The 12,912-nt window shown below is 61.1% G+C and carries 13 protein-coding genes; 3 read left to right on the top strand and 10 right to left on the bottom strand.

The window, feature by feature from the left end; genetic code table 11:
• Positions 1-17 precede the first annotated feature (17 nt).
• The 4 genes from arfA to leuS all read right to left on the bottom strand — a co-directional run bounded on the left by arfA (position 18) and on the right by leuS (position 4,759).
• Positions 18-182, bottom strand: coding sequence for an alternative ribosome rescue factor ArfA (gene arfA, locus ACOYXG_RS23310; protein WP_027612891.1), 165 nt, complete (start codon positions 180-182; stop codon positions 18-20).
• A gap of 199 nt (positions 183-381) precedes the next feature.
• Positions 382-1,419 (bottom strand): DNA polymerase III subunit delta, encoded by a 1,038-nt coding sequence (gene holA / locus ACOYXG_RS23305; protein WP_414889583.1) that lies wholly within the window; start codon positions 1,417-1,419, stop codon positions 382-384.
• A gap of 39 nt (positions 1,420-1,458) precedes the next feature.
• Positions 1,459-2,064: an LPS-assembly lipoprotein LptE gene (locus tag ACOYXG_RS23300; protein WP_007960576.1), complete on the bottom strand. Its 606-nt coding sequence runs from the start codon at positions 2,062-2,064 to the stop codon at positions 1,459-1,461.
• Positions 2,065-2,152: 88 nt separating this feature from the next.
• The gene (gene leuS / locus ACOYXG_RS23295) at positions 2,153-4,759 is read right to left on the bottom strand and encodes a leucine--tRNA ligase (RefSeq protein ID WP_115988822.1); all 2,607 of its coding nucleotides are present in this window, start codon (positions 4,757-4,759) and stop codon (positions 2,153-2,155) included.
• A 256-nt stretch (positions 4,760-5,015) separates the two neighbouring features.
• On the opposite strand from leuS, the gene ACOYXG_RS23290 reads away from it, so the two are divergent.
• Together ACOYXG_RS23290 and ACOYXG_RS23285 are read left to right on the top strand one after the other, a co-directional pair.
• Entirely contained in the window at positions 5,016-5,339 is a 324-nt protein-coding gene (locus ACOYXG_RS23290; RefSeq protein ID WP_096796296.1) for a hypothetical protein, read from the top strand.
• A gap of 105 nt (positions 5,340-5,444) precedes the next feature.
• Entirely contained in the window at positions 5,445-6,224 is a 780-nt protein-coding gene (locus tag ACOYXG_RS23285; protein ID WP_097089329.1) for a YdcF family protein, read from the top strand.
• Between the two features lie 91 nt (positions 6,225-6,315).
• Here ACOYXG_RS23285 and lnt read toward each other — a convergent pair whose 3' ends face one another.
• The 5 genes from lnt to miaB form a co-directional block, all read right to left on the bottom strand.
• A complete protein-coding gene (lnt, locus tag ACOYXG_RS23280) occupies positions 6,316-7,839 on the bottom strand; it encodes an apolipoprotein N-acyltransferase (protein WP_460354238.1) in 1,524 nt (507 codons plus the stop codon).
• A 17-nt stretch (positions 7,840-7,856) separates the two neighbouring features.
• Positions 7,857-8,696: an HlyC/CorC family transporter gene (locus ACOYXG_RS23275; protein ID WP_027612886.1), complete on the bottom strand. Its 840-nt coding sequence runs from the start codon at positions 8,694-8,696 to the stop codon at positions 7,857-7,859.
• Positions 8,697-8,701: 5 nt separating this feature from the next.
• Positions 8,702-9,196 (bottom strand): rRNA maturation RNase YbeY, encoded by a 495-nt coding sequence (gene ybeY / locus ACOYXG_RS23270; protein WP_460354235.1) that lies wholly within the window; start codon positions 9,194-9,196, stop codon positions 8,702-8,704.
• Complete coding sequence (locus ACOYXG_RS23265) at positions 9,189-10,187, bottom strand: PhoH family protein (RefSeq protein WP_150368170.1); 999 nt, start codon at positions 10,185-10,187, stop codon at positions 9,189-9,191. The genes ybeY and ACOYXG_RS23265 overlap by 8 nt, the downstream gene beginning before the upstream one ends.
• Before the next feature lie 215 nt (positions 10,188-10,402).
• On the bottom strand, positions 10,403-11,731 hold the full coding sequence (gene miaB / locus ACOYXG_RS23260) for a tRNA (N6-isopentenyl adenosine(37)-C2)-methylthiotransferase MiaB (RefSeq protein ID WP_007960557.1): 1,329 nt from the start codon (positions 11,729-11,731) through the stop codon (positions 10,403-10,405).
• A gap of 132 nt (positions 11,732-11,863) precedes the next feature.
• On the opposite strand from miaB, the gene ACOYXG_RS23255 reads away from it, so the two are divergent.
• Entirely contained in the window at positions 11,864-12,193 is a 330-nt protein-coding gene (locus ACOYXG_RS23255) for a DUF1820 family protein (protein WP_003185742.1), read from the top strand.
• A gap of 124 nt (positions 12,194-12,317) precedes the next feature.
• Here the strand turns inward: ACOYXG_RS23255 and ACOYXG_RS23250 are convergent, their stop codons facing one another.
• The gene (locus tag ACOYXG_RS23250; RefSeq protein ID WP_003228518.1) at positions 12,318-12,872 is read right to left on the bottom strand and encodes a tetratricopeptide repeat protein; all 555 of its coding nucleotides are present in this window, start codon (positions 12,870-12,872) and stop codon (positions 12,318-12,320) included.
• Positions 12,873-12,912 lie beyond the last annotated feature (40 nt).

The raw sequence follows: 12,912 nt of genomic DNA, 5'->3' as shown, positions 1-12,912 counted from the left end.
CCAGGGGGTGCTGTGCTTCAGGCAGCCAGAAAGTAAGAAGCCTCCCAGCTATTAGACTGGAAGGCTTCGCGGCGGTAGCTGCCTTTACCCTTGGTTGGTCGTTCCTGGCGACTGCGGAACAGGGGTTGGGCGATGATGGATTTGGCCTTGTTCGGGCCATGTTTCGATGGCTTTTTGCTCATGAGGGTTCTCTCGGTAGGTGGGTGCTGCGGGGCGAATAATCTGCCGAAGCCGCGCGTCTGTCCAGCCTCTATTGCGTAGGAATATTCTGACGCCTTCGCGAGCAAGCCCGCTCCCACAGTCGACCGAGTTCTATCATGTGAATGCGATCGACTGTGGGAGCGGGCTTGCTCGCGAAAGGGCGTTATGCGGTTGAACGTCTTACTCGGCGGGCAGTGAAAGACGCTGGCCGGACATCAACAGCGCCAACCGGCTCAGGCTCATCCACGGCGAACCGGCGGCCTGACCCTTGATCTGCGCATCGATGCGCTGGGCTTCGAGCAACAACTGCGCCCAGCGTTGCGCCGAGTAGCGTTGCAGGGCTTTGCTCATCAGCGGTTTGCGCTTGTCCCAGACTGGCGGTTTCGCCTGGCTGAAGCACTTGTCCAGCGGCGTGCCTTGGCTGTACTGCAGCGAGATATTGGTCAGCAGGCGCAACTCCCGCGCCAGTGCCCAGAGAATCACCGGTGGCTCGACGCCTTCACCGCGCAGGCCTTCAAGCATGCGCAAGGCGTGGGCCGGTTCGCCGTTGAGTACGGCGTCGGTCAGGCCAAACACGTCGAAGCGCGCACTGTCGGCCACTGCGGCCTGCACGGTTTCGACGGTGATCTGCCCACCTTCGGCCATCAACTTGAGCTTTTCGATTTCCTGCGCAGCGGCGAGCAGGTTGCCCTCGACGCGTGCGGCGATCAGTTCGACCGCGTCCTGGCTGGCCGACAAACCGGCTTGCGACAGACGCTGGCGAATCCAGCTCGGCAACTGGTTGGCATCCACCGGCCAGATCTGGATGAACTGGGTCTGCTGGCCTTCGACCAGGGCCTTGCCCCACTTGGTTTTCTGCGCACTGCCGTCGAGCTTGGGCAAGCTGATCAGCAGCACCGTGTCTTCAGCGGGGCGCGAGCAGTATTCGATCAGCGCGGCAGCGCCCTTGTCACCGGGCTTGCCCGAAGGCAGGCGCAGTTCCAGTAGGCGTTTTTCGGCGAACAGCGACATGCTGGCGCCGGCCTGCAACAAGGTCCCCCAATCGAAATTGGCGTCGGCGGCGAACACCTGGCGTTCGTCGAAACCTTGCTGGCGGGCAGCACTGCGAATGGCGTCGGCGGCTTCCTGGCACAACAGCGGGTCATCGCCGCTGATGATATAGACGGGCGCGAGCGCGCCTTGCAGGTGTTTGCCGAGTTGAGCGGGAGCGAGCTTCATAAGAGAGGGCGAACGGGGCGCCTGAGCACCCCGTACGTCTTACTGCTGCGGCAGTTCGAGCGGCGACTGACGCGGGGTTTCCGCTTCAGCTTTCTGTGCCGCCTTCAGCGCGTCGGCTTCAGCCCGGGCACGGTCGTTGGCCGCTTGCTGCAATTGCTGCAGTTGGCCCGGCGTCAGCTGTTGCAGGCGCAGCATCATGCGCTGAACCAGTTCGCGACGGGTTTCGCGACGGGCGTCGTTGGCTTCCTGATCGGAGCCGACGAGGTTGTTGCCGTCGTGGATGAACACTTTCTGCACTTCAAGCTTGTCGCTCAGCAGGTTCAGATTGTGTTCGCCTACGATGTCGTAGTTCAGCACGGTGGTCACTTGGTACTCACCCGTACGACCGGCGCCGGCGTAGCTGAGGATGCGCTGGTTTTCCTGTTCGTCAGCCAGATACAGCTTGTACGGTGCACCGCTGTAGACCTTGACGCCGCTGGACTCGAGCACCTGACGCAGTTGGGTGACGGTCTCGCCATACGCGTTACGGGCGCTCAGATCGAGCTCCTTGATCGACAGTTCGTTGGTGCCGGTGCCACGCAGCTGGAAACCGCAGGCGCTCAGCAGAACGGCGAGGCCCATCACCAGCAGATTGCGTTTGATCATTGTGTTGCTCCCCTTGAAACCATGTGGGCCGACCCTGCGGCCCGAAAGGTTTTACAGTGCGTCAGGCGAACCTGACGCCCAATCCAATTTAGCTGGCGACGATGTTAACCAGTTTCCCTGGTACAACGATCACTTTGCGAATGGTCAGACCGTCGACGAAACGCAGCACGTTTTCGTTGGCGCGGGCCGCCGCTTCAACTTCTTCGCGGGTAGCGCTGGCCGGCATTTCGATCTGGCCACGCAGCTTGCCGTTCACTTGAATGACCAGTTGCAGGCTGTCCTGCACCAGTGCGCTTTCATCGACCGCAGGCCAGCCGGCATCGATCACCGGGTCAGCGTGGCCCAGTTGATTCCACAGCTCATGGCTGATGTGCGGCGTGATTGGAGCCAGCAGCAACGTCACGGCTTCCAGACCTTCGTGAATCAGCGCGCGGTCCTGTTCGGAGCCTTGCGCGGCTTTTTCCAGCACGTTCATCAGCGTCATCACCTGAGCGATGGCGGTGTTGAATTTGTGGTTCTGGCCGACGTCATGGCTGGCCTGTTTGATGGCCAGGTGGATGGCGCGGCGCACGGCTTTCTGCTCGTCGTTCAGGCCGGCGATGTCCAGTTTGCCCGGCAGGCCCTGAGTGACGTGGGCCTGCGCCAGACGCCAGACGCGCTTGAGGAAGCGGTGCGAGCCTTCAACGCCGGAGTCCGACCATTCGGCGCTCATGTCCGGCGGCGAAGCGAACATCATGAACAGGCGGCAAGTGTCGGCGCCGAACTGATCGATCATCGACTGTGGGTCGACGCCGTTGTTCTTCGACTTGGCCATTTTTTCGGTGCCACCGATTTCCACCGGCAAGCCGTCGGATTTCAGTTTGGCGCTGATGACCTTGGCCTTGCTGTCACGCTCCAGTTCCACGTCCGCCGGGTTGAACCAGGTGTAGGCACCATTGGCTTCGCGGCGATAGTAAGTCTCGGCGATCACCATACCTTGGGTCAGCAGGTTCTTGAACGGCTCGTTGGAGCTGACCAGACCTTCGTCACGCATCAGCTTGTGGAAGAAACGCGCGTACAGCAGGTGAAGAATGGCGTGTTCGATACCGCCGATGTACTGATCCACCGGCAACCAGTGGTCGGCCGCGGATTTTTCCACCAGGCCACCTTCGAAGTGCGGCGAGGCGTAACGGGCGTAGTACCAGGAGGACTCGACGAAGGTGTCCATGGTGTCGGTTTCACGCTTGGCAGGCTGGCCGCATTTCGGGCAGTTGCACTCGTAGAATTCCGGCATGCGCGCCAGCGGCGAACCGGCGCCGTCCGGCACCACGTCTTCCGGCAGCACCACCGGCAACTGGTCTTCCGGCACCGGCACGTCACCGCAGGTGGCGCAGTGGATGATCGGGATCGGGCAACCCCAGTAGCGCTGACGGCTGATGCCCCAGTCGCGCAGGCGGAACTGAGTGCGCGAGGCACCGAGGTTTTTCTTGATCAGGGCGACTTCCATGGCGTCGAACGCGCCGGTGAAGTCCAGGCCGTCGAACTCGCCGGAGTTGATCAGCGTGCCGTGCTCGCCGTAGGCGTCTTGCCACGGAGCCGGGTTGGTGTCGCCGGAGCTGGTGCGCACCACCGATTTGACCGGCAGGTTGTACTTGTGGGCGAATTCGAAATCGCGCTCGTCGTGCGCCGGAACTGCCATCACGGCGCCGTCGCCGTAGTGCATCAGCACGTAGTTGGCGACCCAGACCGGAAGTTTTTCACCGGTCAGCGGGTGCTCGACGAACAGGCCGGTCGGCAGGCCTTTTTTCTCTTGAGTGGCGACGTCGGCTTCAGCCACGCTGCCGCCCTTGCATTCGGCGATGAAGGCTTGCAGCTCTGGGTTGTTCTGCGCTGCCTGGGTGGCCAGCGGGTGCTCGGCTGCCACGGCAACGTAGGTCGCGCCCATCAGGGTGTCCGGACGGGTGGTGAAGACCTTGAGGGTGCCTGCTTCGCCGATCGAGTCGACGTTGTACGGGAACTGCACTTCCATGCCGCGGGATTTGCCGATCCAGTTGCGCTGCATGGTCTTGACCTGTTCCGGCCAGCCAGTCAGTTCGTCGAGGCTCTCCAGCAGCTCATCCGCGTAAGCGGTGATCTTGAAGTAGTACATCGGGATTTCGCGCTTTTCGATCAGCGCGCCGGAGCGCCAGCCGCGACCATCGATCACCTGTTCGTTGGCCAGCACGGTCTGGTCGACCGGGTCCCAGTTCACGGTGCCGTTCTTGCGGTAGATCACGCCTTTTTCGAACAGGCGGGTGAACAGCCATTGTTCCCAGCGGTAGTAATCCGGCTTGCAGGTGGTCACTTCACGGGACCAGTCCACCGCCAGGCCCAGGCTGCGCAGCTGGGACTTCATGTAGGCGATGTTTTCGTAGGTCCACTTGGCGGGCGCCACATTGTTCTTCATCGCGGCGTTTTCCGCCGGCATGCCGAAGGCGTCCCAACCCATCGGTTGCAGAACGTTCTTGCCTTGCATGCGCTGGTAGCGGGAGATCACGTCGCCGATGGTGTAGTTGCGCACGTGCCCCATGTGTAGCTTGCCGCTGGGGTAAGGGAACATCGACAGGCAGTAGTAGGTTTCCTTGCCTGGCTGTTCACTGACTTCAAAGGACTTTTGCTCGTCCCAGAACGACTGGGCGGCGGCTTCGATTTCACGGGGCTGATATTGTTCGTGCATGGCTACTTTTGTACTGGATAGGGGTGGCCTAATCCTCTTCAACGCGCCCTCCGGGGGATGCTCCGGACAGGCTGGAAGTGGAATGACAGGAAGCGCCGTAGCATACATGACCGCGCTTGGCCTAGGGAAACCCTGATTACAGCTGTCTGGCCCCGGAAAACCGTGGCGAGGGCCGTTGGTCGCGGCGTTCAGCCGGTTTGTGCAGCGAAGCTAAGCTCTTATTGGGGAGTGAGTCTTATCTTCAATGAGGTGAGGGATGGTGGAGCAACGGCAAAAAAACGTGACGAAACCCGAGTTGTACGAACGGTTGATGGATCGTCTGGGCATGGCGCTCGACGCTGCAAAAACCGCTGGCCGGCTGCGCGACGAGCGCCCCGTGGAACTGGAATTGCGTGGCTTGAGCCCCGCCGAGTTCAAACTGGTCAAGGCCTATCTGGATCGCAGTGAGCGTGAATCGCATGGATACCTGTCGCAGGCAGTGAAACAGCTCGATGCAGCACATTCAGCCAAGGTCATCTGGCTCAAGGACAAGGCGCCCGGCAGAGACACCGTCAAGGTTCGTTCTGTGCAGGCCAAGTAATCGCATGGCAGGTCAAGTAACGGATCTTTTCCAACAGGATCCTACCTATCGGTTGTAACGTGTCATTAACACTCTTAGGCTTCGGGCATCTCTGGAGATGCCCCGATGCCTTTGCGTTACTTCATCAAACAACTTCTATTGCCGCCTGGCATTCTTTTGCTGCTGTTGCTGGTCGCCTGGTGGCTGCGCCGCTCCCGGCCACGGCTGGCCGGCCTGTGTTTTGCCCTTGGCCTGGGTGGTTTCTGGCTGATGAGCCTGCCGGTGGTGGTGCAGTGGGGCGCCAAGGCGCTGGAGCGTGAGCCGCCGCTGCCCCGTGACGCGTGGTCGATATTGGCGCAGCGCGCCGATGCCATCGTGGTGCTGGGTTCCGGGCGCGAGCGCGGCGATCTGGCCTGGGGCGAGGACCAGCCAACCGGCGTGGGGCTGGAGCGTCAGCGCTATGCGGCGCGACTGGCCAAGGCCTCCGGGCTGCCGATTCTGACCAGCGGTGGCTTGCATTACGGCACGCCGCCGACCGAGGCGAAGCTGATGGCCGATTCGTTGCGCGATGATTTCGGCGTGACCACGCGCTGGCAGGAAGGCGAGAGCCGTACCACCTGGGAAAACGCCAAATTCAGCGCCGACATCTTGTTGCCACAAGGCATCAAGCGCGTCGTGGTGGTCACGCAGGCCTGGCACATGCCGCGCGCCGTGTGGTGTTTCCAGCAGGCAGGATTCGAAGTGGTGCCGGCGCCCGTCGGGTTTCTCGGGACCGATAATGCGCGCCCGTTTGGTGGCTGGCTGCCGGAGTTCAAGTCGATCTGGCAAAGCGGGCAGTTGCTGAATGAGGCGGTGGGGCAGGTGGGGTATTCGTTGTTTTACCGGGGTGATGCCAACCCTGATTGATTGGGTGCTGCTGATGTCCATTCGCGAGCAAGCCCGCTCCCACATTTGAATTGCATTCCAAATGTGGGAGCGGGCTTGCTCGCGAAGCTTTTTAAAGGGTTTTCGACATCCGGCTCGCCATCAGCGCCCAGCCAAACAGCAGCACACAGACGATGATCAGCGGCCACGAACGCCATTGCAGGTACGGCGTCAGGTTGTGCATCGGCACCACTTCGCCATACAGAATGCCCTGTTCGAACTGCGGGATCTGCTCGGTGATCTGCCCGAACGGGTTGATCAGTCCGGTCACGCCATTGTTCGTAGCGCGGATCATCCAGCGGCCTGCCTCAAGTGCGCGCATTTGCGCCATTTGCAGGTGTTGCAGCGGGCCGATCGAGGTGCCGAACCAGGTGTCGTTGCTGATCGTCAGCAGCAGATCGCTGCGTGCCGACAGCCCAGCGGCGAATTCCGGGTACACCACTTCGTAGCAGATGAATGGCGCGATTTGATAACCCTTGGCCTGCAGCAGCGGCTGATCCGCCGGACCGCGAGCGAAGTCGGACATCGGCAAGTCAAAGAACGCGATCAACCCGCGCAGCAGATCCTGCAACGGTACGTACTCACCGAACGGCACCAGTTTCTGCTTGAGGTAGGTGCCATCGCCCTCGCCGACCACGGTGATGCCGTTGAAGAAGCGTTTTTCGTGGCGGACCGTCTCGCGGATCGGCACCCCGGTGATCAGCGCCGATTTACGCTCGGCGGCGAAGTTACCCATCATGTTCAGGTAGCCCTCGGCGGACTCCTTGAGCACCGGCACGGCGGTTTCCGGCCAGATCAGCAGATCCACCGGCTTCGAGCGAAAACTCAGGTCGCGGTACAGCGCCAGTTGCGCGTTAAGCTGCGCCGGATCCCATTTCATGCTTTGTTCGACGTTGCCCTGAATCGCGGCGACGCTCAGTGCCGGGCCGGACGGACTGGTCCAGGCGTGGCCCTTGAGCGCAATACCGGCTACCCAAGGCCCGACCAGCAACAGCAAACCGGCCGCGATAAAGCCTTTGCGACCGGATTGCAGCAGGCGCGGTGCGTTGTAGATCAGTGCCGCAGTCAGCGCCAGCACGAACGACACCAGCCACATGCCACCGACCGGCGCGAGTCCGGCCAATGGGCCGTCGAGCTGGCTGTAGCCGGAGTAGAGCCACGGAAAACCGGTGAGGAACCAGCCACGAAACGCTTCCTGGCCGACCCACAGCGCGGCAAACGCCAGCGCATCGGCCAGCGGTGCTTCATTTCGGCGCAACCAGCGCGCCCAGACCCAGGCGGGCAGGGCGAAGAAAAACGCGATCGCTGCGGTGAACAGCAGCATCAGGAACCCGGCCAGCAGCACCGACGCGCCACCGAAATGGTGGATGCTGTAGTAAATCCAGCTGGTACCGGCGCCGAACAGGCCGAAACCGAAGCACCAGCCACGGCCCAGTGCCTGACGCGGTTTCAGCTCGCGCAGGCCGGCGTAGAACAGGCCGACCGCGAGCAAAGCCAGCGGCCAGATGTTGAACGGGGCGAGGGCGAAGGTGGTGATTGCACCGGCCGCCACGGCCAGCAGGTTACCGGGCCAGCCGGGGCGGGTTGTCCAGCGCATTTCAATCCTTAGATTTCTTACCGGGCGATAGGGGTCAGTCGCAGCAAATGAATCCGACGGCTGTCGGCGTTCAGGATGCGGAAACGATAGGCGCCGATTTCAGTGATTTCGTTGCGTTTTGGCAAGTGCCCGAACGCGCTCATCACCAGACCGCCGACGGTGTCGAACTCGTCGTCGGAGAATTCGCTGTCGAAGAACTCGTTGAAGTTCTCGATCGGTGTCAGGGCCTTGATCAGGAAGTCACCGCTGGGCAGCGGCTTGATGTAGCTGTCTTCTTCGACGTCGTGCTCGTCTTCGATGTCGCCGACGATCTGTTCCAGCACGTCTTCAATCGTCACCAGGCCGGCGACGCCGCCGTATTCGTCGATGACGATGGCCATGTGGTTGTGGTTGGCGCGGAATTCACGCAGCAACACGTTCAGACGCTTGGACTCGGGCACGAAGGTGGCCGGGCGCAGCAGGTCCTTGATGTTGAAGCTGTCGCCGTTCTCCTTGAGGATCAGCGGCAGCAGATCCTTGGCCAGCAGCACGCCCATCACGTCGTCGTGGCTTTCGCCGATGACCGGATAGCGCGAGTGGGCCGAGTCGACCACGGCCGGGAGGAATTCACGGGGTGTCTGGTTCGCCTTGATGCTGATCATCTGCGAGCGCGGCACCATGATGTCGCGGACTTGCAGGTCAGCCACTTGAATGGCGCCTTCGACGATGGCCAGCGCTTCGCTGTCCAGCAGTTTGTTCTGATGTGCATCACGCAGCAGCTCAAGCAGCTCCTGACGGTTCTTCGGCTCGTGGGCAAAAGCCTGGGTCAGTTTACCCAGCCATGACTTCTGCCCGTTGCTCGATCGATCTTCGCTCATAGCGATTACTCTGAATCCTTTGTTGTAACGATAGGGGATGTTTCGGCTTCGTCGTCCGCGTACGGATCGGGATAGCCCAGTTCGGCAAGCAACTCGCGTTCCAGTGCTTCCATTTCTTCGGCTTCGTCGTCATCTATATGGTCGTAACCGAGCAGATGCAAGCAGCCGTGAATGACTAGATGTGCCCAATGGGCCTGGAGTTCCTTGCCTTGTTCGGCAGCTTCGCGCTCGACCACGGCCACGCAGATCACCAGATCGCCGAGCAGCGGGATGTCGAGAAACTCGTCCGGGACTTCGGCCGGGAACGACAGGACGTTGGTCGCGTAATCCTTATGGCGCCAGGTGTGATTGAGCTCACGACCTTCTTCCTCGTCAACCAGACGAATGGTCATTTCCGAGTCGGCGCTGCGCTGGCGCAGGGCCAGTTCGCACCATTTGCGGAACTCGGCTTCACTCGGGGCGTTCGCTTCGGTAGCGATTTGCAGATCCAGCTCAAGCATCGCGCGAGGTTTCCCTGGCGGCGTCGGCACGGGTCTCGAAGCGCTCGTAGGCCTCGACGATCCGCTGCACCAATGGATGGCGCACGACGTCTTTGGGCTGGAAGTGCGTGAAGCTGATGCCCGGAACATCCTTGAGCACTTCGATCACATGGTGCAGCCCGGACTTGGTGCCGCGCGGCAGGTCGACCTGGGTGATGTCGCCGGTGATGACGGCGGTGGAGCCGAAGCCGATCCGGGTCAGGAACATCTTCATCTGCTCGACGGTGGTGTTCTGGCTTTCGTCGAGAATGATGAAGCTGTTGTTCAGCGTCCGACCGCGCATGTAGGCCAGCGGCGCGACTTCGATCACCTGGCGCTCGATCAGCTTGGCCACGTATTCGAAGCCGAGCATTTCGTAGAGGGCGTCGTACAGCGGGCGCAGGTACGGGTCGATCTTCTGGGCGAGATCGCCGGGCAGGAAGCCGAGTTTTTCACCGGCTTCAACCGCCGGACGCACCAGCAGGATGCGGCGGATCTGCTCGCGCTCCAGGGCATCGACGGCGCAAGCCACAGCCAGATAGGTCTTGCCGGTACCGGCCGGACCGATGCCGAAGTTGATGTCGTTGCCGAGGATTTCCTTCACGTAGCGCAGCTGATTCAGGCCGCGTGGGCGAATCATGCCTTTCTTGGTGCGCAGGGCGACGGAGGCTTCGGCGGGGGCGTGGTTGTCCAGTTCGACCACGGCCGATTCCTGGAGGAACAGGTGCACCATGTCTGGCGACAGCTCGGTACCCTTGGTTTCGCGGTACAGGCGGCGCAGCAGGTTTTCCGCAGACGTGGTGTGCTTGGGGTCGCCGATCAGCTCGAACTGGTTTCCGCGATTGCGGATCTCGATGGCCAGGCGCTGTTCGATCAAGCGCAGATGCTCGTCGAATTGCCCGCACAGATTGGCGAAGCGGCGAGCCTCAAAGGGCTCGAGGATAAAACGATGTGGTTCTATGGGTGCGTTCAAGGTCGTATTTAGCCGCCCTGGGGCAATTAAGATGAAATCAAGGATAACGCCAGTGGCGTGGGTGCGAAAGCTCTTATATGAACTCGCCCGATTCATGCCCCTGGCGCTGTACCTGTGGGAGCGAGCCTGCTCGCGAAGGCGGCGACACATTCAACATTGAGGTGTCTGACAGACCGCTTTCGCGAGCAGGCTCGCTCCCACAGGGATATGCGGTGTTATTGAATCAGCGAGCCGCGCAGCGAGTGCGGTTGCGCCGCATCGATGTGCACATCGGCGAACTGGCCGATCAGGGTCGGATTATCGCAGCGGAAGTTGACGATACGATTATTCTCGGTACGCCCTTGCAGCTCGCCCGGGTCTTTCTTCGAGTAGTCGGTGACCAGAATGCGCTGGATCGAACCGACCATTTGTCGGCTGATCTCGAACCCTTGCTGATTCAAACGATGCTGCAAGGCGTTCAGGCGTTCTTTCTTCAGCTCTTCCGGGGTGTCGTCGGCCAGATCGGCCGCCGGGGTGCCCGGGCGCTGGCTATAGACGAACGAGTAGGAGAAGTCGAAACCGACGTCGGCAATCAGCTTCATGGTCTGTTCGAAGTCTTTCTCGGTCTCGCCAGGGAAGCCGACGATGAAGTCCGAACTGATGCAGATGCCCGGCACGGCAGCGCGCAGTTTACGCAGCTTGGATTTGTACTCCAGCGCGGTGTGGTTGCGCTTCATCGCCGCGAGGATCCGGTCGGAACCCGACTGCACCGGCAAGTGCAGGTGTTTGACCAGCTCCGGCACTTCGGCGTGGGCCTGGATCAGGCTGTCGGAGAACTCCAGCGGGTGCGAAGTGGTGTAGCGGATGCGGTCGATGCCGTCGACAGCGGCGACCACGCGGATCAGCTCGGCCAGATCGGCCAGACGCCCATCGTGGGTCAGGCCGCGATAGCCGTTGACGTTCTGCCCGAGCAAGGTGACTTCACGCACGCCGTTTTCGGCGAGGTGAATGATCTCGGCAATCACGTCATCGAACGGCCGGCTGACTTCTTCGCCACGGGTGTAGGGCACCACGCAGAACGTGCAGTACTTGCTGCAACCTTCCATCACCGACACGTAGGCGCTCGGGCCGTCGATGCGCGGCTCGGGCAGGTGGTCGAATTTTTCGATTTCCGGGAACGAGACGTCGACCTGCGGCAACTTGCTGCTGCGTGCGGCGTCGATCATTTCCGGCAGGCGGTGCAGGGTCTGCGGGCCGAAGACCACGTCGACGTACGGCGCGCGATCACGGATCGCCGCGCCTTCCTGGCTGGCCACGCAACCACCGACGGCGATCACCATGTCCGGGTTGGCCAGCTTCAGTTCGCGCCAGCGGCCGAGCTGCGAGTACACCCGATCCTGTGCACGTTCGCGGATCGAGCAGGTGTTGAGCAGAATCACGTCGGCGTCTTCGGCGCGGGCGGTGACTTCCAGGGCCTGATGTTCGCCCAGCAGATCAACCATGCGCGAGCTGTCGTACTCGTTCATCTGGCAACCGTGGGTTTCGATGTAAAGCTTCTTGGCCATGGAGTAAGGTCGTCACCTGATTCAAAGAACCGCGCATTATAGGGAACAAGCCCTCAGGTTCCTACCGCTGTGCGTCCGGTGGCTATGCTATAGTTTGCGCCCTCATTTTTATCCCCGATGTTATCCCCCGCCATGACCAAACGCGAAGCTCCAATCTATAAGGTGATTTTCCTCAACCAGGGCCAGGTGTTCGAAATGTACGCCAAGCAGATCTATCAAAGTGATCTGTGGGGTTTTCTGGAAGTGGAAGAGTTCGTCTTTGGCGAGCGCACGCAAGTGGTGGTCGATCCGAGCGAAGAGAAGCTCAAGGCGCAGTTCGAAGGTGTGGTGCGCAGCTTTGTGCCGATGCATTCGATCGTGCGCATCGACGAGGTGGAACGTCTGGGCACCCCGAAAATCAGCGAAGCCCGTGGCGCGGTCGGCAATGTGATGCCGTTTCCGATGCCGATGCCTGAGAAGTAGGGCTCAGAACCGCGTCGCCCCCTTCGCGAGCAGGCTCGCTCCCACAAAAGATCTTCGCAGCGCTGGAGATCAAATGTGGGAGCGAGCCTGCTCGCGAATGGGGATAGTCAGAGCAAAGCAGAAATCAGGGAAGTGGCGAAAACGGCGTACGCCCATCTGCGCTCTGCAGTTCCATCAGGTATTTACGGAAAATTTGCCCGAGCACCTGGGTCGCGGTTTCGAGGTCTTCGCGGGACATTTTTTCGGAGACTTCGTCGGCGGTGTCCAGCGCATCTTCGGCGCCGTTGACCGCGGCCATCTTCAGCACGATGTACGCCTGAATGTTGTTGGCCTGCACGCCTTCGCCGTGGAAGAACATGGTGCCAAGCTTGAACTGCGCCTGAGCGTGGCCTTGCAGCGAGGCCTTTTCGAAATAGCTCAGGGCTTGATTGAGATCGCGTGGCGCATTCTTGCCGTCGTAGTAGAACTCACCCAACTCGTATTGCGCTTGCGCATCCCCTTCGTCCGCCGCTTTCTGGCAGGCGGCCAGTGCCTGCGTGACGTCTTGCGGCTGAGTGTTGAGGGTGCAACGACCCATCGCCGGGATCAACAACGAGTTGCCGCCTGCTTGTGCATGCGCGAGCAGGGGCTGAAGGAGCAACAGGCAGCCCAAGGCAAGGGTGCGGCCGGTGCGGTTCATGGGAATCGACTTACCTCTGAAGGGCACGCGGACCCATCGA

It is taken from the genome of Pseudomonas sp. G3-39, assembly GCF_054790485.1.
Note: the sequence above shows the minus strand (reverse complement) of the source record. Positions and strands in the feature narration are given on the sequence as shown.